Origin of the sequence: Boseongicola sp. (assembly GCA_014075275.1) — a bacterium.
Lineage (GTDB): Bacteria > Pseudomonadota > Alphaproteobacteria > Rhodobacterales > Rhodobacteraceae.
Genome location: CP046179.1, coordinates 1,706,523 through 1,728,300, shown reverse-complemented (window position 1 = coordinate 1,728,300; position 21,778 = coordinate 1,706,523). Strand labels below are relative to the sequence as shown.

The following is a 21,778-nucleotide window of genomic DNA, read 5'->3' as shown; positions in this document are numbered from 1 at the left end:
TTAGCTGAGGTTTCCGTCGATGCCTTTACACGCCTCGACAAGCCCCTTCACGGCGTCAACCGATTTATCGAACATGGCTTGCTCGTCTTTGGACATCTTAATGTCGATGACCCGCTCAATACCGCCTGCGCCGATCACGGTCGGCACACCGACATACATGCCCTTCAGGCCCAATGCGCCGTCGACATAAGCCGCACATGGCAGAACCCGTTTTTGGTCTTTCAGATAAGCCTCGGCCATCTCGATTGCGCTGGTCGCAGGCGCGTAATAGGCCGATCCATTGCCCAACAGACCAACGATCTCGGCGCCACCGTCACGGGTGCGCTGAACAATCGCGTCCATTTTTTCCTGCGTCGTCCAGCCCATGTCCACCAGATCAGGCAAAGGAATGCCCCCAATTGCTGAATAGCGCACAAGCGGAACCATAGTGTCGCCATGACCACCTAGAACAAATGCAGTCACGTCTTTCATCGAAACTTCAAATTCCAGGCTCAGGAAGTGACGGAAACGCGCCGAATCCAAAACCCCGGCCATTCCGCAAACCTTTTCGCGGGGCAGCCCTGAATACTCACGCAATGCCCAAACCATGGCATCCAGCGGGTTGGTGATGCAGATGACAAAAGCGTTCGGCGCATGGGCTTTGATGCCCTCGCCAACCGATTTCATGACTTTCAGGTTGATGCCCAACAGGTCGTCGCGGCTCATGCCCGGCTTGCGTGGCACACCAGCAGTAACGATACAGACATCAGCTCCGGCGATATCGGCGTAGTTTGTCGTGCCTTTCATTGACGCGTCGAAACCTTCGGCAGGTCCAGCCTCGGCGATGTCCAACGCTTTGCCCTGAGGCGTGCCGTCGGCGATGTCGAACAATACGACGTCGCCAAGTTCTTTCATCGCTGCGAGATGGGCCAAGGTGCCGCCGATCTGGCCGGCTCCGATAAGGGCAATTTTGGGTCTGGACATGAGGGTTCTCCGATCCGAATGCGAGTTCAGGTTCGGAACCGATGCCTAGACACACTTGCCGACCCGCGCAAGGCAGAACGCCACACTGCGACACTTCTGGTGCGCGCGGGTCAAGAAACACAAGGTTCAACAGCGGCCAGCACACTCCCGGAATTGGCGAGCAGAACCCTTTTACATGTGATCCTGGTCATGGTTGCTACCGCAAATGCCAAGGGGGATTCGGCAGAAACGACCACCTCGATGACTTGGCTTAACTCTGGATACCCGCCGGTTGCAGGTCTTCGGTCAAAAGCTCAAAGGCGTCGCCCGCGCTCACCAGACAGGTCAGGCCGCTGGGCAGGGTCACCGTTATGGTCCAGCTGCCACTCTCTTCAGACGCGAACACTTCGACGACACGGCCCTGGCTGGCAATGCCGATGGCCTGTCTGCTCTCTCCATACTTCCCCGCCAATTGCTCGATCACGGCAGCACGGGGCGCGCAGTTCTGTTGGGCCGAGGCTGTGGTCGTCGCTATAACTGTTGTCGCAAATGCTGCCATCGCAATTATGGTCTTCATCAGTTGCCTTTCTGGACCCGGTTCACTTTAGGCCCGTTGCCGTGTCAGACCGTCACGCGATCTCTGACTCCAATCTCGTCAGCCAAACCCTAAAACTGATTAACAGTGCGTGCGCAGCTCCCGGGGCGCGCAACACCTGTTCCGAAGCACCCAAATGCTGCGTTGCGGCGAAAATGCTTGCAGATTGCTGCGTCAAGGTGCAGGTTCCGCGCAATAAAATTGCTCATAGGTCGAATCATGACGACAGAAACGGCGCTCTACCGTTCGGTTCTCTACATTCCAGGCTCGAATGCACGGGCGCTGGACAAGGCGCACAATTTGCCGTGCGACGCCATCATTTTCGACCTGGAAGATGCTGTTGCGCCCGATGAAAAAATCGCCGCGCGAGAGAAATTGGCCGCCGAACTGGCGAAAGGCGGCTATGGTCACAGGCAAAAACTTGTCCGCATAAATGCTCTCGATACTCTCTGGGGCCAGGACGACGCGCGCGCAGTTGCATCCATGGATTGCGACAGCGTTCTCTTGCCCAAAGTCGATGATCCCGCGCAAGTCGACGCACTGTCAGCGATCCTTCCAGATGTGCCGATCTGGTGTATGATGGAAACGCCACGCGGCGTGTTGAACGCCCTATCTATTGCTGACCATAAAATGGTTGCTGGGTTCATTCTCGGAACAAACGACCTGGCAAAAGATGTCGGTTGCGAAACCGGCGGCGACCGTCTGGCTATGATGATGGCATTGCAAACCTGTCTTTCTGCTGCCCGAGCCGCTGGGATCGCCTGTGTTGATGGTGTCTTTAACGCCTTCAAAGACGAAACCGGCCTGAATGCCGAATGCCGACAGGGCAGGGCGCTGGGCATGGACGGTAAATCTCTGATCCACCCGGCCCAGATCGCCGCCACCAATCAGGTCTTCGCTCCAACCGCCGATCAAATCGACATCTCCACCCGTCAGATCGCCGCATTTGACGAGGCGACTGCGCGCGGCGAAGGTGTCGCTGTGGTCGACGGTAAAATCGTCGAGAACCTGCATATCGAAACCGCACGCGTGCTTTTGCAAAAAGCAGACGCCATCGCGAAACGAGAGAACGCATGACCCTTCTAATTCTTGGATTGATCCTCTGGACCGCCGCCCATTTCTTCAAACGACTGTCACCCAATGCCCGGCAAAGCCTAACTGATCGCTTGGGTGACGGCTCGAAAGGGGTTGTTGCTCTAGTTCTTCTGCTTTCTGTCGTCCTAATGGTTATCGGCTATCGGGCCGCGCCCTTCGTCTCTGTCTACGAGCCGCCGTCATTCCTGCGCCACGTGAACAACCTGATGATGTTGTTCGCGGTCGCACTTATGGGCCTTGGCAGTTCAAAAAGCCGATTCAACGGCACTCTTCGGCATCCTATGTTGACAGGTGCCATCGTCTGGGGCGTTGCGCATCTTTTCGCGAATGGAGACTTGGCGTCCATTGTCCTTTTCGGTGGTATCACGGTCTGGGCTTACACGCAGATGGTCTTGATCAATCGCGCAGTCCCAGACTGGACACCACCCGAACCCGGCACTGCTCAGGGCGACATCAAGCTAGGTGTCATCACTCTGGTTCTGTTCGCGATCATCGCAGGTATCCACACCTGGCTCGGCTACTTCCCGTTCGGTAGCTGATCACATGAAAACCAATCCAGGTCGTTTCTTCGAAGACTACAGCTTGGGCGAAACGATTGCGCATGCCGTCCCACGCACAATTTCAGGTGGCGAACGCGCCCTCTATCACGCGCTTTATCCCGCCAGACATGCGCTCCACTCATCGGACGAATTCGCAAAAAATTGCGGTCTCAACCCGGCTCCGCTGGACGATCTGCTGACGTTTCATTCAGTTTTCGGCAAGACGGTCCCGGATATCTCTCTGAATGCCATGGCCAACCTCGGCTATGCCGAAGGCCGTTGGCTGAAACCGGTTTTCCCAGGTGACACGCTGACAGCAACATCCGATGTCATCGGGCTTAAAGAAAACTCCAGCGGCAAGAACGGAGTTGTCTGGGTGCTGACGACTGGTCGTAACCAAGCGGGCGAGCCGGCGCTGGAATACGTCCGCTGGGCAATGGTGCGCAAAGGTAACCTTGCAAGGCCCGCGCCCAATCCCGTTATACCAGAGTTGAAATCGGTGCTCACTGCGGACGATTTGGTCATCCCTAATGGTCTCGACTTCACCAACTACAATTTCATCCTCGCCGGGGAACCGCACCGCGCAAGCGACTACGACATTGGTGAAAAGATCGACCATGTCGATCGCGTCACCGTGGAAGAAGCCGAGCATATGCTCGCCACCCGGCTCTGGCAGAACACCGCCAAGGTCCACTTCGACGCCACAAACCGAGAAGACGGTAAACGCCTTATCTATGGCGGCCACGTCATATCTCTGGCTCGCGCGCTCAGCTTCAATGGCCTCGCCAATGCCCAAATGATCGTCGCCCTGAACGGCGGCACTCACGCGGGTCCTTGCTTTGCAGGTGACACAGTCGCCGCCTGGTCCGAAATCCTCGACAAAGCCGAAACCACCGCCCCCGGTATCACCGCAGTGCGCCTTCGCCTTGTCGCACACAAAGCCGATCTGCCGCCGTTTGAGTTAAAAGCCGACACTGGCAAATACGCACCTGGGGTCTTGCTTGACCTCGACTACTGGGTTCTGATGCCCGCATGACGCGAATTCTATCAATTGTTGCTTCGGTATTTTTGGCATCACCTGCGGCTGCCGCCATCTGCGGTGAGGACACCAGCAGCGACATCCCAATGTTCGAAACGGCGAAAACAGCTTTCAAAAGTGGTGACTACCGAACCTTCACGCGCATTGTGGGCAACTTCTTTCCGGACCTGAAAGACAACTACGACGGCTATTTCGGCAAACTCGACGAGCTTTTTCCGGAAGGCTACGACCGCTGCACAACTATCTTGCAACGAAGGGAAGACCCGGGCTTTTATCAGGACATGGTTCTGTTTTTTCCAAAAGGTTACGATGCCCCAATGGCCGTCCTTTTGATTGGTGCCAAGATCGACGGCGAAGTGCGTATGATCGAGTTCAACTACAACACCAACATTTCCGGCGTGCTGGACGAATTGAAGTAGCAACACGCGCTTTTCGTGATCACACAAATCTACCGTGTGATCACGCTTGCGGCCACTTTCTGCCCCAAACGGCCAAAAGATGCCGTCCACCGTCGTTGCGGGGCGTGACTCCCCCGTAGTTTTTGTTATCCATGACAAAAGCGTTTCGCATGAAGGAGCCACCAATGGCCGACGTGAACCGAGGCAATCGCCCTCTGTCACCGCATCTGACGATTTACCGTCCGCAACTTACTTCGATGACATCTATCCTGACACGCATCACCGGCAACGCTTTGCTGGTCGGCGCGCTGCTAGTTGTCTGGTGGTTTCTGGCTGCGGCGACATCGCCGGAGTATTTCGCAATCGCAGACGGCATCATCACCTCGTGGTTCGGTGATCTGGTCATGACGCTTTCGCTCTGGGCGCTCTGGTATCACTTGCTGGCCGGACTTAGGCACCTCTATTGGGACACCGGTCGCGGCCTTGAAGTTGAAACCGCCGAAAATCTTGGCATCGCCATTATCATCGGCTCGGTCGTCCTGACCGTCGTCACCATTCTGTTCGTGTGAGGGGGCGCTGACATGGCTTATATGACCGATCTGAAACGCGCCGTTGGCATGGGTTCCGCCCGCGAAGGCACCCACCACCACTGGTCCATGACCAAATCTTCGGTGGCGCTTCTCATCCTCGTGCCGCTTTTCATCTTCACATTCGGTCCCATGACTGGCCAATCGCACGAGGCCGTCACCGAATACTTCGCCCGACCATTCCCGGCGATCGTAGCAGCCCTGACCCTTGTGGTCGGCTTCATGCACTTCAAAAACGGTGTGCAGGCATTGCTCGAAGACTACGTCCACGGGTTGGCCCGCAAGATCATCATCATCCTCACGATTTGCCTTTCCTACGGCGCGGCCGCCACCGGCCTCTTCGCTATCGCAAAAATCGCGCTTTAAGGACTTCTCAATGGCTGCTTACGACTACGAAACGCACGAATACGATTGCATTGTCATTGGGGCAGGGGGCGCTGGTTTGCGCGCAACGCTGGGCATGGCCGAACAGGGCCTGCGCACCGCGTGCATTACCAAAGTCTTCCCGACCCGGTCCCACACCGTAGCGGCCCAAGGCGGCATCGCTGCCAGCCTTGGCAATATGGGTCCCGACAGCTGGCAGTGGCACATGTATGACACCGTCAAAGGCTCCGACTGGCTGGGCGATACCGACGCGATGGAATACCTCGCCCGCGAAGCCCCGAAAGCGGTCTATGAACTGGAACACTACGGCGTTCCCTTCTCGCGCACAGAAGAAGGCAAGATTTACCAACGCCCCTTTGGCGGCCATACAACCGAATACGGCGAAGGCCCCCCGGTCCAGCGTACCTGTGCCGCAGCCGACCGCACCGGCCACGCCATCCTGCACACGCTTTACGGCCAAAGCCTGAAGAACAACGCTGAATTCTACATCGAATATTTCGCCGTCGACCTGATCATGGCGGAAGACGGCACCTGTCAGGGTGTCCTCGCCTGGTGTCTGGAAGATGGCACCATGCACATCTTCAACGCCAAGATGACCGTGCTGGCCACCGGCGGCTATGGCCGCGCCTATTTTAGCGCCACTTCGGCCCATACCTGCACCGGCGACGGCGGCGGCATGGTCGCGCGTCAAGGCCTGCCGCTTCAGGATATGGAGTTTGTCCAATTCCACCCAACAGGCATCTACGGTGCAGGCGTCCTCATCACCGAAGGCGCACGCGGCGAGGGCGGATACCTTACGAACTCCGAAGGCGAACGCTTTATGGAGCGTTACGCCCCCACCTACAAAGACCTCGCCAGCCGCGATGTCGTCAGCCGTTGCATGACAATGGAAATTCGCGAAGGTCGTGGCGTGGGCGGCGAAAATGACCACATCCACTTGCACCTGAATCACCTGCCGGCCGAAACACTGGCCCTGCGCCTGCCGGGCATCACCGAAAGCGCGAAGATCTTCGCGGGCGTCGATCTGACCAAAGAACCGATCCCGGTCATTCCGACGGTGCACTACAATATGGGCGGCGTGCCCACGAACTATTGGGGCGAGGTGCTGAACCCGACCGCTGATGACCCTGACCGTATCCTTCCGGGCCTCATGGCCGTTGGTGAAGCCGGTTGTGCCAGCGTCCACGGTGCAAACCGCCTTGGCTCAAACTCACTCATCGACCTTGTGGTCTTTGGCCGCGCCGCTGGTATCAAAGCGGCAGAGGTCGTCGATCCGGAAAACGCGAACCCAACGCTGAACCAAGCCAGCATCGACAAGGCGTTCGACCGCTTCGACGCCCTGCGCCACGCTTCAGGTTCGGTGCCGACGGCTGATCTGCGCCTCGAAATGCAGAAAACCATGCAGGAAGACGCAGCCGTCTTCCGCACAGACAAGACTTTGGCCGAGGGCGTCGACAAGATGTACGATGTCGCTGCCAAACTTGATGACATCAAGGTCACCGACCGCTCGCTGGTCTGGAACTCGGACCTGATGGAAACGCTTGAGCTGACGAACCTCATGCCCAACGCGCTTGCCACCATCGTCGGCGCAGAAGCCCGCAAGGAAAGCCGCGGTGCCCACGCCCACGAAGACTACCCAGATCGCAACGACAAAGAATGGCGCAAACACACGATTGCCCACATCGGCGACAAGGTCACGCTGGACTACCGCCCAGTCCATCTCGATCCGCTTTCCAAACACGAAGACGGCGGCATTGATCTGAAGAAAATCGCACCGAAAGCGCGGGTCTACTAATGCGCAACGCCGCGAGTCCCGTGGTATTTGCATTGGTTGGTGGCCTAACGCTTGCCGCCTGCGGTCCGGTGTCGCCTGAACTTGCTGCCGATCAATGCGAAGAACGCGCTCGCGCCACAGCGGGACCAACTGGCGAAGTCGGCGTAGGCATTGGCAGCGGGGGCGAGGTCTCCAGCAAGATCTCGATCGGCATCTCTTCCGATTTCCTGCGCGGTGCGGATCCGCACCAAGTCTACGAAAGCTGCGTGCGCGAAAAGACCGGAGAGGGGCCAATTCGGCCTTTGGAGCTCTGATGCCAGCACCAGCAGGGTATTCCGGCACTCCGCTTGCCAAAAAGCTCGGTCTGAAAGACGGGCATTCAGCTGCGTTTGCAGGCTTGCCACCGTCGCTGGACTGGCTGCCCGACGAGCGCGCCCTCATGGGTCTTCAGAAAACCAACGACTGGACGGAAATCGACGGTAATGACCTCGACTATATCCACCTCTTCACGGACAGCGCCGCTACCGTCGATGCGGCAACCCCGAAACTCCGCGACCAGATCAAACCTGACGGCATGATCTGGATGAGCTGGCCCAAGAAAGCCTCGAAGGTCCCTACCGACGTCACCGAAGACACCATCCGCAACCGCGCCCTTCAGGACATCCTTGTCGATGTGAAGGTCTGCGCGGTCGACGACATCTGGTCTGGCCTGAAACTGGTCATCCGCAAGGAGCATCGCCCATGAAACGCCTCGCCCTGATCACCGCAATGGCCATCGCAGCCTGCACGCCCCAACAACAAGACGCGCTGGCCCAAGACGCCGCCAAACAGGCCGTCCGCCCGGTGCTGGAAGAACGTTTCCCCGGTGTGCCGCTGGAACCTGCCACCGATTGCGTCATCGAAAACGCCACAGCCAGCGAGATCCTCTCGCTCGCCGCTGATGCCGTCACCGGACCCACCGCTTCAACGGTCGAGATAGTTGCAAACATCCTCGCTCGCCCCGATACTCTCACCTGTCTCGCGTCCGAAGGGCTTCCCGTCCTTCTCAGCCGCCTATGATCTGAAAGAGCACGAAAATGGTTCAACTGACCCTTCCCAAGAACTCCACAATCCGCACCGGCAAAACCTGGCCGCGCCCGGACGGGGCCACCAACGTGCGCAAATTCCAGATCTATCGTTGGAACCCCGATGACGGCCAAAACCCCCAGGTCGACACCTACTTCGTCGATATGGACACCTGCGGCCCCATGATCTTGGACGCCCTCATCAAGATCAAAAACGAGATCGACCCGACCCTGACTTTCCGTCGATCGTGCCGCGAAGGCATCTGCGGATCTTGTGCGATGAACATTGATGGCATCAACACTTTGGCCTGCATCTACGGCATGGAAGACGTCAAAGGTGACACCGTCAAAATCTATCCATTGCCCCACATGCCCGTGGTCAAAGACCTGATCCCCGACCTCACCCACTTCTACGCTCAACACGCTTCGATCATGCCGTGGCTGGAAACCAAAACAAACCGCCCGCAAAAAGAATGGCGCCAATCCATCGATGATCGTAAAAAACTCGATGGCCTTTACGAATGCGTCATGTGCGCATCCTGCTCTACATCCTGCCCAAGCTACTGGTGGAACGGCGACCGCTATCTCGGCCCAGCCGCACTGCTCCATGCCTACCGCTGGATCATCGACAGCCGGGACGAAGCCACGGGCGAACGCCTGGACGAGCTTGAAGACCCCTTCAAACTCTACCGCTGCCACACCATCATGAACTGCACCAAGACCTGCCCCAAGGGCCTGAACCCGGCCAAGGCGATTGCTGAAATTAAGAAAATGATGGTCGAGCGGGTCGTCTAGCGACCAGAAGCACATTCACATTTGCCGCCGCCGAAACTGTCCTTGATGCGGTCAGTCTTTGTGACGCGATGCTATTTTACGCTAGCCCGACGAGCATCCGTATTGCCAGAACACTGGCGCTCCAGATGCCATTTCAATTGAACCAGCAATAAAGACAATCTGCCAATTTTCGCCAAATTTGTTTCACATTTGGCAGATACCACTTTGAGAAGAATCAATTTCAAGGGAATATTATTATGAAGAATCAAATGATTGCCGCTGTATCGCTGTTAGCCTTATCCGCCTGTGGCGGTGGAGGCGGAAGTAACTTTGGCGCAGCAGACTACGCAGCCTTTGCAAGTGACCCGAATCTTGGGGCGCTTACACCGGATGCAACCGTCGATGCTCTAAACTCATCGCCGACATACAACGGCTATTCCAGCCTTATCGTCGGGTCAGGCCTGGATGCGGTCTTTTATTATGGAACCCTGAACGTATCTGCCAACTTCAGTTCGAACACTTTGACCGGTTCGACAGGCAATTTCACCCGATACTATTCTGCCATCGCGTCCCCCTCCAACGGGCAATCTGCATCTGGCTCGATTGCCCTCAACGGCACGATCACACCGCTCGACAATACGACCTTTGACGGATCCATCGGCGGAACAGCCATTGGTTCAATTGACGGCACGACCGTCAACGGTGACCTGACCGGCAGATTTACGGGCTTGAATGCCGAAGGCGTATCTGTCACGATTGATGACAGTGTAAACGACGTGTTTGGCGGCGGTTTGGCGCTTCAGTAGTCCCTGAATTCATCAAAAGAATCCCAGCGCCATCTCTTTCTAGCAAGAGGTGGCGTTGCGCGAAGTCATCGTCATTTGCTTGCATTCTTTGCGGACAGGAAATTGGTTTTTTCGCAGATCTTTGACGAGCCGTGGCAGTGATCGGGCGCCATTGAAACAACTGCGGACTTTTGAATGGAACCCGGAGCGTTGATTAAAACCGATGTACTCCTACGCTGTCACCCGCGGCACCCCAGCCGCGGCTGACAGCGGGAACCACTTCGAAAAACTCCGCACCAGATCCTTGGCACCCACCAGTTCCAACCGCCCCGCATCCATTGCCCCGCGCAATGGCTGGTCCCCCATCCAAACCTCAATCAAATCCCGTGCATTCGCCGTCAGATACAGATCAACATCCTTGCCCGGATCCGTGTGGCACAAATCCACCGTGCCCCCCGCATCCCCGTCAATCACCATCCACCATCGATCAAACTGCGCCAGATCTCCCACGTTGAAACACAGAACAGTCTGGCCGTCCGGCAAAGCTTTAGTCACCAGATTGCGCTGAATGTCGAACATCAGAAACGTAACATCCATCTCTGCGTCGTCCATTTGCGACCGCGCCCATCGCATCCCCCAAATCGTCAGCCCCTCCACCACAGGCCCCAATTCCCGACCCGCCGGCGTCAGCCGATACTCATGACCGCGCTGCCCTTGAAGCCGTCGCTTCACGATCAGCCCATTGGCCTCTAACTCCTTCAGACGGGTGTTCAAAACAGTGGGTGAAATCTTCGGCATCCCCTTCTGAAATGTGCTGAAACGTGTGCTGCCCAAAAGCATCTCGCGAATGATCAACAACGACCACGGATTTCCCAGCATCTCCGTGGACTTCGCCACCGGGCAGAACTGTCCGTATTTTGTCATATCCCCGTCTCCCCTTCGGCAAAAACTATCGCCGCACGACTAACTACGCAATCCGTAGTTCATTGCTTGCTTTCGCGCAGTATTGCCGCCGCCCGCGGGCACCTAAACCCACCACATCACCTATTTTCAAAGGAAACAAACAATGACCCGACCAAACCTGATCGTCAGTATTCTGCACCTCCTGGGCATCGTCACCCTCAGGTTCAAACCTGTGCCGCGCATCTGGGCCACCTGGTTAATGGCGGTCAATCTCGCGGCAGTGGCTTTCCTCGGGCGCATCGAAGGCCAGGTGGCGTTCACCGTCGCAGGGGTGGCTGTCCTCGCCATGGCCCTGATTTACCAACGCAACCGCTTCACGCGGGTCCTTGGCATCTGCCATATCCTCTGGGTGCCAATGATTGCGTGGTTAGTGTGGCGATGGGACAGTATTCAAACTGATCCAACCCTCGCGACATGGATCACTCTCATGATCGCCTCAAACGTCGTCTCGCTGGTCATAGATGTGACGGACGTCACACGCTTTCTGAAAGGCGAACGCAAACCATTCTATGCCTGGTAACACACCAGCAACGCGTCCAATCAAAGCGGTTGGGCGCGTCCCGAGTTCATTATCGGCCCTAAAATATCCTCGCCGAAGGCCGCGGGCATCCGCCCGCGTTCCAGATTTCGTCTCGAAATCTGGTTAACCAGATCTTTTCCATGCGTGCGCAGGCACCGACGTAATACCGACGCGATACAGACAGCCGATTTTTGGCACAAAAATCGATCCGAAAATCTCATAGGATTTTCGCCGCCCCGGCAACCACCTGCACAAATTCTCCAAACATGACGCGCGAGGCCTGCGCATTCCAACCGCTACCTCTCGGCGAAGACACTCTATTTGAAAGGTTTTTCCTATGTTCCAATCTCCGGGCCTGCGCTTCATCGCCGTCGGCATCCTCACACTATTGATGTTCATCCCCCTCAATATGGTTTCCAGCGTCATTAACGACCGCGCAAATTACTCGGGCCAAACCATCAATGATCTCAGTCACGAGTGGGGCGGTGCCCAACGTCTGAGTGGCCCGCAAATCATTGTCCCTGTCACCGAAGATGTCACCTACGACCGTCGCCGCGAAGCCGTAGATGCTCTTACTGGCCTCACGCTGCGCGATGACAAAGGCAACCCGATTTTCGAGCATTATCAAGAAACTATCACTGAAGCGCGCCCGCCCGTTTACCTCTACCCCGAGGACCTCGATATCCAACTCACCAGCCGCAGCCAGACCCGGTCGCGCGGCATTTTCAACGTGCCGGTCTACACGACGGACGCGCTGTTGAACTTCACTTTCAACACCGATCTGATCGAACCCAGCTCGACAGCAGAAGAGGTCATTCACTGGGACGAGACGCGCCTCAACATTTACCTGTCCTCAAATCGCGCACTCCGAGGCGAGGCGCAGCTAACCTCGGCAGGGCGCCCCCTGACATTAGAGCCGATCTCGCAAAGCGCTAAAAAACAAACCGGAATCACGACATTGCTTGGCGATCCGCGTGAAACTGGCCCCTTCGTTCTGTCCCTCACAATGAACGGCGCGCAACATCTGGCCGCAACAGCCACCGGACGCACAACTACAGTCAGCATCAACAGCGACTGGCCCGACCCCAGTTTTTTTGGAAACTTCCTGCCGGACGCCCGGGAAATAACGGAAAATGGCTTTACGGCCGAATGGATCGTTCCCCATCTTGCCCGGTCGCTGCCACAAGTGGCACGCGAAAACTTCGACCCGACGGCCCGGAAATCAGCCTCCATGGGCGTGCGGTTCATCACGCCAAACGACTTTTACCAGAAAGCCTACCGTTCGGCGCGTTATGGAATTCTTTTCATCGCTCTTACATTCTTGACCATTCTTCTTCTGGATCGCGCCGGAAAAAAACCTGCGCACCCCGTGCAATATCTGATGGTCGGCCTCGCACAGTCGGTTTTTGTATTGTTAATGGTGGCTTACGCCGAGCAAATCGGCTTCGGAGCGGCCTACTTGCTTGCAGCGGGCGCAACGATCGGTCTGTTAACCATTTTCGGGGCGACAGCGTTGAAATTGGGTCGTCGCGCCATGGTGCTCGCCGCGATGCTGATCACCGTATACGCCGTGCTCTACCTGATCTTACGCAGCGCTGATTTCGCGCTTCTGGCGGGCTCAACTCTCGCCTTCGTCGCCCTTGCAGGCACCATGATCCTGACCCGCAACGAAGACTGGCACGGACCTCAGCGTGAACCGCGACAGTGGTTCCGACGCAAGACGCCCCCTCCCGCACCTACGACTTAACTGCGCCTTGCGAACGACCGAGGCCCGCCACCCTATATCTCGGGTGGCGGGCCTCAACTAAGATTAACTATCTGACATAGATTAAGAAAAGGCCGCTTCCATCTCGACGCCTAAGATCCCATGCCGCTGCATCTGTTCATTCAGATCGGGTCGTTCGTCATAGAAAACATCCGACGAATATATCCCGCCAACATGCACCCCAACGTCCCGGCCTTCCGCCGCAGCCACCGCTCCGCGCAGCAAACTCCAATCCGCACAGGGCGCAAAATTAACTTCTTTGAAAATCCCCCGCGAAGGTGTCGAAAGCGAAGTTGCCGTCATCGCGACAATCACATCGCGCACCTTCACCTTTTCCTGCATCCCGCCGCAAGATCCGATACGGATCAACGTCTTAGCACCATAATCCTTGATCAACTCGTTGGCATAGATCGAGATCGAGGGCATCCCCATGCCCGATCCATGGATCGTCACCGGATTGCCCTTATACGTCCCCGTAAACCCCAGCATCCCCCTGACTTCGTTGATCAAACGTGGGTTCTCAAGATAGGTTTCCGCTGCCCATTTGGCCCGATAAGGATCCCCCGGCAGCAGAACGGTTTCAGCGATGTCACCTTCTTTGGCACCAATGTGGACGGTCATGGCAAACTCCAATTGCTAGATATTCCATCGACCCTAAACCGCTTTCACGCCCTGCAAAAGCCCGGTTGCTGGACACAAGCCCGCCACCATTGAATTTGGGCGTTGCACCTGTTTGAAAGACAAGGTTCACAATTGAGGAAACCACCCGAAATGCGCTGCCTCATGCTTTTTGCTATCATGCTGCCAGCTGCAGCCTGTGCCCAGGAAACGGGCGAGCGTGAGTTAGTGCAACAAGTCTTCACAAACCTCCAACCCATCTCGATTGCCAACAACCGCGAGTATTGCGGATACATCGGTTACACCGCCCAAGGCCTCCTGGTCGCGTCAAGCCCAGCACGCGGAGACGAAGACTCATGCGAACCCGAAGACCCTGCAAATATTGATGTAATCATAGCCTCCTACCATACCCATGGCAGCTTCTCGCATGAATATTCAAACGAAGTTCCCTCCGGCGAAGACTTGGAGGCGGACGAGGCAGAAGGCATCGACGGCTGGGTCGCAACTCCCGGCGGTCGCCTATGGTACGTCGACATCGACGAAATTGTAACAAGCCAAATCTGTGGTCTCGGCTGCTTGCCGTTTGATCCAAACTTCATCGAAGGCGACATGGGGCATGTCGCGCTCAGTTACACCTATGAAGAGCTGGTCGAAAAACTGGAAGAAGACAGCTAAGTCAGCGCCTTACTCTGCCGCGACTTTTGCAGGGTCCACCAGTGCCACGATGTCGAACATGATCCGGTTCAGCTCGAAGTCCTTAGGGGTATAGACTCGCGCAACTCCCATCGCCTGAAGTCGTTTCGCGTCGTCCTCGGGGATAATTCCGCCAACAACGACGGGCACTTCCCCAAGTCCTGCATCCCGCATCTCAACCAGCAATTCCTCAATCAACGGCATATGGCTGCCCGACAAAATCGACAGCCCCACAACATGCGCACCCTGATCCAACGCCGCCGCAACAATCTCGGACGGCGTCAGGCGAATACCCTCATACGTGATATCCATTCCCACATCCCGCGCCCGGCTCGCGATCTGCTCGGCCCCGTTTGAATGCCCGTCAAGTCCCGGTTTTCCAACAAGAAACTTCAACCGTTCGCCCAACCGGCCCGAAACCGCGTCCACAGCGTCCCGCAATTCATCCAAACCGTCTGTTCTGTTCGAAGGCGCGCGTGCAACTCCGGTCGGCGCGCGATACTGACCGAATACACCCCGCACAACATCGCCCCACTCACCCGTCGTTGCCCCAGCTTTGGCCGCAGCAATCGAAGCCGGCATAATGTTCGCATCGCCCTTGGCAGCAACCCGCAACTCCGCCAACGCCGCCTGAACCGCGCCTTCATCCCGCTCCGCGCGCCAGGCCTCCAACCGCCCGATCTGATCCGCTTCGGCATCTGCATCTGCGACCATGATCGCGTCAGGCCCGCTGGTCAGGGGGGACGGCTCACCCGTCTCAAACCGGTTCACGCCTACGACCGTAGTTTCACCGGCTTCAATCCGCGCAATCCGATCCGCGTTGGCTTCGACCAAGCGCATCTTCATATGTTCAATCGCTTCAACCGCACCGCCCATCGCATCAATATGCGCCAGTTCCGCGCGCGCGCCGTCCTTCAGTGCGTCGACCTTCGCGGCTACAACCGGGTTGCCGTCAAACAAATCCCCGAACTCCAGCAGATCAGTCTCAAACGCTAAAATCTGCTGCATTCTCAACGACCATTGCTGATCCCAGGGGCGCGGCAACCCCAACGCTTCGTTCCACGCAGGCAACTGAACTGCGCGCGCCCGCGCGTTCTTCGACAGCGTAACCGCCAGCGTTTCCAACAGGATACGATAAACGTTGTTCTCTGGTTGCTGCTCGGTCAGGCCAAGGCTGTTCACCTGCACACCATACCTGAACCGCCGAAACTTCGGATCCTCAACACCGTAACGTTCAAGACAGATCTCATCCCACAGCTCAGTGAAGGCCCGCATCTTGCACAGCTCGGTTACAAACCGAATGCCCGCATTCACAAAGAAACTGATCCGGCCAACCATCGCCGGAAAATGCTCGTCGGCGACTTTGCCCTTCAGATCATCCAGCACCGCTACAGCGGTCGCCAAAGCATATGCTAACTCCTGCTCTGGCGTCGCACCGGCCTCTTGCAGGTGATAGGAACAGACGTTCATCGGATTCCATTTCGGCAAATGCCCCCGTGTCCAGGCCGCAACATCGGTGATCATCCGCAAAGAAGGGCGGGGCGGACAGACATACGTCCCCCTTGATAGGTATTCCTTAATGATATCGTTCTGTACTGTGCCCTGAAGTTTCGCGATATCAGCACCCTGTTCTTCCGCCGCCGCAACATACAACGCCAACAACCAGGGCGCCGTCGCATTGATCGTCATCGAGGTATTCATTTGCTCCAGCGGAATATCCCTAAACAACGCGCGCATGTCGCCAAGGTGCGAAACAGGTACCCCGACTTTGCCAACCTCGCCGCGGGCAAGGCGGTGGTCGCTGTCATATCCTGTCTGGGTCGGCAGATCGAAGGCAACAGAAAGGCCGGTTTGACCCTTCGCAAGATTGCCCCGGTATAGCTCGTTCGAGGCTGTCGCCGTCGAATGACCCGCATAAGTGCGGAACAACCAGGGTCTGTCTTTCTGCGGTTGCGACATGATCGCGGCCCCCGATTCGAGTGAGTAATTAAATTACGTCAAGTGACTGACTAACGAAAAGAAATGTCACTGTCAATTCGCTGCAACGCGGCATTTGATGGAATTCTTCCGCTTGCCCCGGCGACATTCTCCCGCCAGACTGAAAGAAAATCGGAGGGAATAATGGATACTGTCACCGACCTGATTATGGCACTGCATTTTATCGGCCTTGCCATGGGGGGCGTCGCAACTTTCGGCTTACCAGTCATCGGCGCAATGATCGATAAAGCGCCACCCGAGCACCGGCCTTCGATTGGCGCAATTGTGCTTCCGATTAAGAACATTGTAAAAGCCGGAATGGCGATGCTCATTGTGACCGGCATTATTCTTGTTTTCACCTCTGGCGTGACAGACGCTGCGCCTGGAACGTTCTGGCTAAAATTGCTTCTTGTCGCAGCTCTGGTGGCCAGCATTGTCGTCGCAGATAAAACCGGACCCAAAGCCATGACGGGCGATGCCGCCGCAAAGGAAAAGATCAAAAAGCTGGGAATACTCAACAAAGCGCTTTTGGTTTTGATCGTTCTTCTGGCGGTGATCTCGTTTCATTGAAAAGCAGTTTCGCATAGACGCAGAAGGGGTTTTCTGACAGTTTTGCGCGAATGCTTGGCACCGTGGAACTCCCGATATGGCTGCTTGCCCTGATCCTCGTCTTTGCGACGGTGACGGCAACAACGCATCTGTTGTTCCCTTCGGTTCGCTGGTTCTTCCGACGCCGGGCCGAACGTTTAGTCGCCGAACTGAACAAACGCCTCGACCGACCTATTCAGCCCTTCAAGCTGCTCCGTCGTCAGGACATGATCCAGCGCGTCATTTACGATCCCGATGTTGTGCGGGCAGTGGGCTCATACGCCGAACACGAAGGCGTCCGCGAAGACGTCGCGTTTGAAAAGGCCCAGGATTACGCCCGCGAGATTGTGCCATCCTTCAGCGCAACGGTTTACTTCGGGGTTGCCATTCGTCTTGCTCGTTGGCTGGCCAACAAGTTGTTCAACGTCCGTCTGCACTATGTTGATGAACAAGCAATTTCAGACATCAACAAAGATTCGACGGTCGTTTATGTCATCAATCACCGTTCAAATTTCGATTACGTCCTGGTCACCTATCTGTCTGCCCGCCAATCAGCGATCAGCTATGCTGCGGGCGAATGGGCAAGAGTCTGGCCCTTGTCCTGGCTGGTCCGATCCGCCGGGGCCTACTTCATTCGCCGCCGCTATCGTGGGGCGCTATATCGCAAAGTCTTGGCCTCCTACGTCCAGAAAGCAACCGAGGCCGGTGTCTCCCAGGCAGTCTTTCCTGAAGGCGGGTTGTCGCGGTCCGGCGTAGTTGGCGAGCCTAAACTGGGCATCCTCAGCTACATTGTCGATGGCTGGCGTCACGGCGGCAGGGAAGTGGTCTTTGTGCCGGTCAGCCTGAACTACGACCGTGTTGTAGAAGACCGCATTCTGGTCTCGGCCGGTCGATCCGGTCAACGTCGTTTTCGTGCAACGGCACCCGAAGCAATCGGATTTACACTACGCTATATCCGCCGACGGATCACCGGAAAGGTTGGCAGATTTGGCATAGCCGCTGTTACATTCGGTAAGCCGCGCATCTTATCGGAACTGGCCGCTGAATATCCGGAAAAGACCGTAGATAAACTGGCCAGAATACTGCGCGATGACATTCGTGGCAGCGTTCCAATCGTTACAACGCCTTTGTTGCTTGCCGCGATCTTCCAGATAGAAAATGGAACTGCACAAGAGGTTGCAGACGAACTGGTAAAATTGCGCGCCGATCTTCCGGACGATACTGCGGATTTTGCAGTCGATGAAAGCCAGATCGAAGACGTTAAGCAAGCGCTCGAAATTCTCGTTCTACGCCAGCTCTTAAAATCCGACGGTCAAACCTACAGCATCGCTGAACCCGATGTTGCAGCATACTACGCAAACTCTCTCAGACACCACTTTGCTGCAGATGCAGCCTTGTCGATCCCAAGCGCGACCCCTCCCGGAAAGCCCATAAAGACATAAAGTTACAAAAATGAGCAATTTCTATTTGCAAAATTGCGCAGCCGATTCTACTTCCTTGGGGTAGACGGCGTTGATTCTGCGTTGCAGCGCCAAATTTATCGGGGAGGCTGACCATGGCGTTGGACACAAGGATTGAAACGATGAGTTACGATGCACCCATCAAGGATCTCTATGATGTTGGTGAGATGCCCCCGCTGGGTCATGTGCCCGAAAATATGCACGCCTGGGCCATTCGGCGCGAGCGCCACGGCGAGCCGGACAAATCGTTCCTGCAGGAAGTTGTGCCCGTAAAGAAACCCGACAGCCACGAAGTCGTCGTTCTCGTGATGGCGGCGGGCGTGAACTACAATGGCGTTTGGGCCGGTCTCGGAATTCCGCTCAGCCCGTTCGACGTCCACAAGGCCGATTATCATATCGCGGGCTCTGATGCGTCTGGCATCATCTGGGCCGTAGGTGAAAAGGTGACGCGCTGGAAAGTGGGCGATGAAGTCGTCATTCACTGCAACCAGGACGACGGCGACGACGAAGAATGTAACGGCGGCGATCCGATGTTTTCGTCTAGCCAGCGTATTTGGGGCTATGAAACTCCTGACGGATCATTTGCGCAGTTCACAACAGTCCAGTCCCAGCAGGTTATGCCGCGCCCCAAGCATCTGAGTTGGGAAGAGAGCGCTTGCTATACACTGACACTAGCAACGGCTTATCGTATGCTCTTTGGCCACCACCCACATGAACTGAAGCCAGGTCAGAACGTTCTGGTCTGGGGTGCGTCAGGTGGCCTTGGGTCCTATGCGATCCAGTTGGCCAATACGGCAGGTGCCAACGCCATCGGCGTCATCTCAGATGAAGATAAACGCGAATTCGTGATGAGCCTTGGCGCAAAAGGCGTATTGAACCGTCGCGATTTCAATTGCTGGGGCCAACTGCCCACTGTGAACACGCCAGAGTATAAGGAATGGTTCGGCGAGGTCCGCAAGTTCGGCAAGGCAATCTGGGAAATCACTGGCAAAGGTGTGAACGTCGACATGGTCTTCGAACATCCGGGTGAGGCGACGTTCCCGGTTTCGACCTTCGTTGTGAAGAAGGGCGGCATGGTCGTCATCTGCGCCGGAACCACCGGTTATAATCTGACCATGGACGCACGGTATGTCTGGATGCATCAGAAACGCATTCAGGGCAGCCACTTCGCTCACTTGAAACAGGCCGCTTCGGCAAACAAGCTTATGGTAGACCGCCGGCTTGACCCCTGCATGTCCGAAGTTTTCCCTTGGGCCGAGATTCCAGACGCTCACGTCAAGATGCGCGCCAACGAGCACAAGCCAGGCAACATGGCCGTTCTGGTGCAAGCGCCGCGCACCGGATTGCGAACATTCGAAGACACGTTAGAGGCTAGTGTTTCTTAGTTCGGAAATAGCTCGTATCCACAGCTACGATTCGCGCCGGGCAACGACCCGGCGCATGTCTTTTTGGACAGTCAAAATAATCCAATCTTTTTAAATCAATAGCTTGTATTTGCGACACATCCCTATTTCTGGGGAGTTGAAATTAGTGAATACTTCAAAAATTTTATACATGCTAAGGTTGTATTAATGTTTCGTTAACCTTTGAAAAAGAGAGTCCCATATGACGAACGAATGGATACTTGATGTTCTGGTGGACCTAAGAACTTTTGCGGTTAAGAACGGTCTTTCCGGTTTGGAAAAGCAACTCGATCAAGCGGTCGCGGTTGCCGACAAAGAACTGGCCTCAGAACAGGCAAACGCGCCCGAAGCGGCGCAGCGGGGCTTGAAACGTGCTGGAATCATTCATCGAGCGGTTGCGGAATGTTGATTCACTCGAAAAACTGAATGATCAGGTTGTCGCTCTGCGCGATGTCCTTGATGTCGAACATATCGTCTATCACTCGGTCAATTCCACCGGCGAACAATACGCCGCCTTGACGTATTCGCCGGAATGGGTCGATCAGTATCTTCGAGAAGATTATGCACGTATCGATCCTGTTGTGCTGGCCTGTTACCAGCGGTTTCACCCCGTTGATTGGAAACGCCTCGACTGGTCATCAAAGGCCGCGCGCAATTTTCTTGGCGAAGCCAGTTCAAGTGGTGTCGGCAAGCAAGGATTCTCGGTTCCGGTGCGGGGCCCGTCAGGGCAGTTCGCACTTTTCACAGTGTCGGACAATTGCAGTGACGACAAATGGCTGCGCTACACCGAGGAAAACACGCGCGACTTGATCCTGGTCTCGCATTACATCAACCAAAAAGCGCTCGAGCTTGAGCGCGGAACGGACCAAACGCAGGTTGTTACGCTCAGTCCAAGGGAAACAGATGCTCTAACACTTCTGGCAATGGGATACAGCCGCGCTCAATCTGCCGAGAGCCTGAAAATCTCGGAACACACATTGCGCGTCTATATTGAAAGTGCCCGTTTCAAACTTTCGGCAATGAACACAACCCATGCCGTAGCCACTGCTCTCAGTATGGGTTTGTTAATAATCTGACACCCTACGCGCACGCTCCCTTCCGAAAGCGTTAACACCACCGGCCTAGCACGTCTTCTGTATTCAATGACGGAGGAACCCGATGCTACGCTATCTTTACGCCGACGAACTCACCCGCTTTCCCCGCCTTGCCAAATCCATGTTCACCGACCGTGCGAACCAATTCCATACGCGACTTGCCTGGGATGTCACTGTCGCTGACGATGGAACCGAACGGGATAATTATGATGAACTGAACCCGCTCTATGTTATCTGGGAACGCCCCGATGGGCTACACGGTGGGTCGCTTCGTTTCTTGCCCACCACTGGTCGGACAATGATCAACGATCACTTTCTGAACCTGACCGACAACGTCGAAATCCGCAGCCCTTTCATCTGGGAATGCACCCGTTTTTGCCTTGCTCCTGACGCCGAAGCTCGGGTTTCTGCCGCTCTTATGCTTGGCGGTCTCGAAGTAGGTCTGGCCAGTCATCTGTCACATGCAGTTGGCGTCTTCGATGCCCGAATGGTGCGCATCTACAGCCGCCTTGGCTGGGGCCCGACGATCCTTGGCACAACCGGCGAAGGTCGCGACGCTATCAGCGTCGGGCTCTGGGCATTCGAACGTGACGTCAAAGCCCGGCTGCTGCCACGCGCCGGTGTTTCTGCCGAACTCAGTCGCCACTGGTACGACCGCGCTTTCGGCACTCCGCGTCCCGCAAACATCGCGATTTCCGCCTGATCTGACTGGCGCTAACTT

Annotated in this window: 26 protein-coding genes; 21 read left to right on the top strand and 5 right to left on the bottom strand. The window is 56.1% G+C overall.

Annotated features, from left to right (window positions below):
• Together mdh and GKR98_08735 are read right to left on the bottom strand one after the other, a co-directional pair.
• Nucleotides 1-963 carry a malate dehydrogenase gene (gene mdh / locus GKR98_08740; protein ID QMU58273.1) on the bottom strand — a complete coding sequence of 321 codons (963 nt, stop codon included), beginning with the start codon at nucleotides 961-963 and terminating at the stop codon, nucleotides 1-3.
• Between the two features lie 250 nt (nucleotides 964-1,213).
• The gene (locus tag GKR98_08735; GenBank protein ID QMU58272.1) at nucleotides 1,214-1,522 is read right to left on the bottom strand and encodes a hypothetical protein; all 309 of its coding nucleotides are present in this window, start codon (nucleotides 1,520-1,522) and stop codon (nucleotides 1,214-1,216) included.
• Nucleotides 1,523-1,756: 234 nt separating this feature from the next.
• Between GKR98_08735 and GKR98_08730 the strand changes: the two genes are divergently transcribed.
• The 12 genes from GKR98_08730 (at nucleotide 1,757) to GKR98_08675 (ending at nucleotide 9,997) form a co-directional block, all read left to right on the top strand.
• On the top strand, nucleotides 1,757-2,614 hold the full coding sequence (locus GKR98_08730) for a CoA ester lyase (protein ID QMU58271.1): 858 nt from the start codon (nucleotides 1,757-1,759) through the stop codon (nucleotides 2,612-2,614).
• Nucleotides 2,611-3,171, top strand: a complete 561-nt coding sequence (locus tag GKR98_08725; GenBank protein ID QMU58270.1) for a hypothetical protein — start codon at nucleotides 2,611-2,613, stop codon at nucleotides 3,169-3,171. Before GKR98_08730 ends, GKR98_08725 begins: the two co-directional genes overlap by 4 nt.
• 4 nt (nucleotides 3,172-3,175) lie before the next feature.
• Nucleotides 3,176-4,207 (top strand): hypothetical protein, encoded by a 1,032-nt coding sequence (locus tag GKR98_08720; GenBank protein ID QMU58269.1) that lies wholly within the window; start codon nucleotides 3,176-3,178, stop codon nucleotides 4,205-4,207.
• Complete coding sequence (locus GKR98_08715) at nucleotides 4,204-4,629, top strand: hypothetical protein (GenBank protein ID QMU58268.1); 426 nt, start codon at nucleotides 4,204-4,206, stop codon at nucleotides 4,627-4,629. Before GKR98_08720 ends, GKR98_08715 begins: the two co-directional genes overlap by 4 nt.
• 164 nt (nucleotides 4,630-4,793) lie before the next feature.
• On the top strand, nucleotides 4,794-5,177 hold the full coding sequence (sdhC, locus tag GKR98_08710) for a succinate dehydrogenase, cytochrome b556 subunit (GenBank protein QMU58267.1): 384 nt from the start codon (nucleotides 4,794-4,796) through the stop codon (nucleotides 5,175-5,177).
• A 12-nt stretch (nucleotides 5,178-5,189) separates the two neighbouring features.
• On the top strand, nucleotides 5,190-5,561 hold the full coding sequence (gene sdhD, locus GKR98_08705; protein QMU58266.1) for a succinate dehydrogenase, hydrophobic membrane anchor protein: 372 nt from the start codon (nucleotides 5,190-5,192) through the stop codon (nucleotides 5,559-5,561).
• Nucleotides 5,562-5,571: 10 nt separating this feature from the next.
• Complete coding sequence (locus GKR98_08700; protein ID QMU58265.1) at nucleotides 5,572-7,374, top strand: succinate dehydrogenase flavoprotein subunit; 1,803 nt, start codon at nucleotides 5,572-5,574, stop codon at nucleotides 7,372-7,374.
• On the top strand, nucleotides 7,374-7,667 hold the full coding sequence (locus GKR98_08695) for a hypothetical protein (GenBank protein ID QMU58264.1): 294 nt from the start codon (nucleotides 7,374-7,376) through the stop codon (nucleotides 7,665-7,667). The genes GKR98_08700 and GKR98_08695 overlap by 1 nt, the downstream gene beginning before the upstream one ends.
• A complete protein-coding gene (locus GKR98_08690; GenBank protein QMU58263.1) occupies nucleotides 7,667-8,098 on the top strand; it encodes a DUF3052 domain-containing protein in 432 nt (143 codons plus the stop codon). Before GKR98_08695 ends, GKR98_08690 begins: the two co-directional genes overlap by 1 nt.
• Nucleotides 8,095-8,412, top strand: a complete 318-nt coding sequence (locus tag GKR98_08685; GenBank protein QMU58262.1) for a hypothetical protein — start codon at nucleotides 8,095-8,097, stop codon at nucleotides 8,410-8,412. The genes GKR98_08690 and GKR98_08685 overlap by 4 nt, the downstream gene beginning before the upstream one ends.
• 17 nt (nucleotides 8,413-8,429) lie before the next feature.
• Complete coding sequence (gene sdhB, locus GKR98_08680; GenBank protein ID QMU58261.1) at nucleotides 8,430-9,212, top strand: succinate dehydrogenase iron-sulfur subunit; 783 nt, start codon at nucleotides 8,430-8,432, stop codon at nucleotides 9,210-9,212.
• A gap of 236 nt (nucleotides 9,213-9,448) precedes the next feature.
• Nucleotides 9,449-9,997 (top strand): hypothetical protein, encoded by a 549-nt coding sequence (locus GKR98_08675; GenBank protein ID QMU58260.1) that lies wholly within the window; start codon nucleotides 9,449-9,451, stop codon nucleotides 9,995-9,997.
• 210 nt (nucleotides 9,998-10,207) lie between these two features.
• Here GKR98_08675 and GKR98_08670 read toward each other — a convergent pair whose 3' ends face one another.
• The gene (locus tag GKR98_08670; GenBank protein QMU58259.1) at nucleotides 10,208-10,900 is read right to left on the bottom strand and encodes a transcriptional regulator; all 693 of its coding nucleotides are present in this window, start codon (nucleotides 10,898-10,900) and stop codon (nucleotides 10,208-10,210) included.
• Nucleotides 10,901-11,042: 142 nt separating this feature from the next.
• Here GKR98_08670 and GKR98_08665 point away from each other — a divergent pair, with 142 nt between their 5' ends.
• Together GKR98_08665 and GKR98_08660 are read left to right on the top strand one after the other, a co-directional pair.
• Nucleotides 11,043-11,459, top strand: a complete 417-nt coding sequence (locus GKR98_08665; GenBank protein QMU58258.1) for a hypothetical protein — start codon at nucleotides 11,043-11,045, stop codon at nucleotides 11,457-11,459.
• A 337-nt stretch (nucleotides 11,460-11,796) separates the two neighbouring features.
• Nucleotides 11,797-13,206, top strand: a complete 1,410-nt coding sequence (locus GKR98_08660; protein ID QMU58257.1) for a cell envelope integrity protein CreD — start codon at nucleotides 11,797-11,799, stop codon at nucleotides 13,204-13,206.
• Between the two features lie 81 nt (nucleotides 13,207-13,287).
• Here GKR98_08660 and deoD read toward each other — a convergent pair whose 3' ends face one another.
• The gene (gene deoD, locus GKR98_08655) at nucleotides 13,288-13,845 is read right to left on the bottom strand and encodes a purine-nucleoside phosphorylase (GenBank protein ID QMU58256.1); all 558 of its coding nucleotides are present in this window, start codon (nucleotides 13,843-13,845) and stop codon (nucleotides 13,288-13,290) included.
• Between the two features lie 150 nt (nucleotides 13,846-13,995).
• On the opposite strand from deoD, the gene GKR98_08650 reads away from it, so the two are divergent.
• Nucleotides 13,996-14,517 (top strand): DUF4329 domain-containing protein, encoded by a 522-nt coding sequence (locus GKR98_08650; protein QMU58255.1) that lies wholly within the window; start codon nucleotides 13,996-13,998, stop codon nucleotides 14,515-14,517.
• Between the two features lie 9 nt (nucleotides 14,518-14,526).
• Here GKR98_08650 and GKR98_08645 read toward each other — a convergent pair whose 3' ends face one another.
• On the bottom strand, nucleotides 14,527-16,494 hold the full coding sequence (locus tag GKR98_08645; protein QMU58254.1) for a protein meaA: 1,968 nt from the start codon (nucleotides 16,492-16,494) through the stop codon (nucleotides 14,527-14,529).
• Between the two features lie 162 nt (nucleotides 16,495-16,656).
• On the opposite strand from GKR98_08645, the gene GKR98_08640 reads away from it, so the two are divergent.
• The 6 genes from GKR98_08640 to GKR98_08615 all read left to right on the top strand — a co-directional run bounded on the left by GKR98_08640 (nucleotide 16,657) and on the right by GKR98_08615 (nucleotide 21,760).
• Nucleotides 16,657-17,082: a hypothetical protein gene (locus GKR98_08640; protein ID QMU58253.1), complete on the top strand. Its 426-nt coding sequence runs from the start codon at nucleotides 16,657-16,659 to the stop codon at nucleotides 17,080-17,082.
• A gap of 50 nt (nucleotides 17,083-17,132) precedes the next feature.
• Nucleotides 17,133-18,542 (top strand): glycerol-3-phosphate acyltransferase, encoded by a 1,410-nt coding sequence (locus GKR98_08635; protein QMU58252.1) that lies wholly within the window; start codon nucleotides 17,133-17,135, stop codon nucleotides 18,540-18,542.
• Nucleotides 18,543-18,655: 113 nt separating this feature from the next.
• Entirely contained in the window at nucleotides 18,656-19,945 is a 1,290-nt protein-coding gene (ccrA, locus tag GKR98_08630) for a crotonyl-CoA carboxylase/reductase (GenBank protein ID QMU58251.1), read from the top strand.
• A 220-nt stretch (nucleotides 19,946-20,165) separates the two neighbouring features.
• Nucleotides 20,166-20,372, top strand: a complete 207-nt coding sequence (locus tag GKR98_08625) for a hypothetical protein (GenBank protein ID QMU58250.1) — start codon at nucleotides 20,166-20,168, stop codon at nucleotides 20,370-20,372.
• On the top strand, nucleotides 20,359-21,039 hold the full coding sequence (locus GKR98_08620; protein QMU60033.1) for a LuxR family transcriptional regulator: 681 nt from the start codon (nucleotides 20,359-20,361) through the stop codon (nucleotides 21,037-21,039). Before GKR98_08625 ends, GKR98_08620 begins: the two co-directional genes overlap by 14 nt.
• 82 nt (nucleotides 21,040-21,121) lie before the next feature.
• Entirely contained in the window at nucleotides 21,122-21,760 is a 639-nt protein-coding gene (locus GKR98_08615; GenBank protein ID QMU58249.1) for an autoinducer synthase, read from the top strand.
• The last annotated feature ends 18 nt before the right edge of the window (nucleotides 21,761-21,778 follow it).

Coding starts and splice junctions, on each gene's coding strand:
- sdhD (QMU58266.1), top strand. CDS start 5,190: ATGGCTTATATGACCGATCTGAAACGCGCCGTTGGCATGGGTTCCGCC.
- GKR98_08715 (QMU58268.1), top strand. CDS start 4,204: ATGACGCGAATTCTATCAATTGTTGCTTCGGTATTTTTGGCATCACCT.
- GKR98_08645 (QMU58254.1), bottom strand. CDS start 16,494: ATGTCGCAACCGCAGAAAGACAGACCCTGGTTGTTCCGCACTTATGCG.
- sdhC (QMU58267.1), top strand. CDS start 4,794: ATGGCCGACGTGAACCGAGGCAATCGCCCTCTGTCACCGCATCTGACG.
- GKR98_08695 (QMU58264.1), top strand. CDS start 7,374: ATGCGCAACGCCGCGAGTCCCGTGGTATTTGCATTGGTTGGTGGCCTA.
- GKR98_08690 (QMU58263.1), top strand. CDS start 7,667: ATGCCAGCACCAGCAGGGTATTCCGGCACTCCGCTTGCCAAAAAGCTC.
- sdhB (QMU58261.1), top strand. CDS start 8,430: ATGGTTCAACTGACCCTTCCCAAGAACTCCACAATCCGCACCGGCAAA.
- GKR98_08635 (QMU58252.1), top strand. CDS start 17,133: ATGCTTGGCACCGTGGAACTCCCGATATGGCTGCTTGCCCTGATCCTC.
- deoD (QMU58256.1), bottom strand. CDS start 13,845: ATGACCGTCCACATTGGTGCCAAAGAAGGTGACATCGCTGAAACCGTT.
- GKR98_08685 (QMU58262.1), top strand. CDS start 8,095: ATGAAACGCCTCGCCCTGATCACCGCAATGGCCATCGCAGCCTGCACG.
- GKR98_08615 (QMU58249.1), top strand. CDS start 21,122: ATGCTACGCTATCTTTACGCCGACGAACTCACCCGCTTTCCCCGCCTT.
- GKR98_08730 (QMU58271.1), top strand. CDS start 1,757: ATGACGACAGAAACGGCGCTCTACCGTTCGGTTCTCTACATTCCAGGC.
- GKR98_08650 (QMU58255.1), top strand. CDS start 13,996: ATGCGCTGCCTCATGCTTTTTGCTATCATGCTGCCAGCTGCAGCCTGT.
- GKR98_08725 (QMU58270.1), top strand. CDS start 2,611: ATGACCCTTCTAATTCTTGGATTGATCCTCTGGACCGCCGCCCATTTC.
- GKR98_08675 (QMU58260.1), top strand. CDS start 9,449: ATGAAGAATCAAATGATTGCCGCTGTATCGCTGTTAGCCTTATCCGCC.
- GKR98_08700 (QMU58265.1), top strand. CDS start 5,572: ATGGCTGCTTACGACTACGAAACGCACGAATACGATTGCATTGTCATT.
- GKR98_08625 (QMU58250.1), top strand. CDS start 20,166: ATGACGAACGAATGGATACTTGATGTTCTGGTGGACCTAAGAACTTTT.
- ccrA (QMU58251.1), top strand. CDS start 18,656: ATGGCGTTGGACACAAGGATTGAAACGATGAGTTACGATGCACCCATC.
- GKR98_08660 (QMU58257.1), top strand. CDS start 11,797: ATGTTCCAATCTCCGGGCCTGCGCTTCATCGCCGTCGGCATCCTCACA.
- GKR98_08640 (QMU58253.1), top strand. CDS start 16,657: ATGGATACTGTCACCGACCTGATTATGGCACTGCATTTTATCGGCCTT.
- mdh (QMU58273.1), bottom strand. CDS start 963: ATGTCCAGACCCAAAATTGCCCTTATCGGAGCCGGCCAGATCGGCGGC.
- GKR98_08665 (QMU58258.1), top strand. CDS start 11,043: ATGACCCGACCAAACCTGATCGTCAGTATTCTGCACCTCCTGGGCATC.
- GKR98_08670 (QMU58259.1), bottom strand. CDS start 10,900: ATGACAAAATACGGACAGTTCTGCCCGGTGGCGAAGTCCACGGAGATG.
- GKR98_08720 (QMU58269.1), top strand. CDS start 3,176: ATGAAAACCAATCCAGGTCGTTTCTTCGAAGACTACAGCTTGGGCGAA.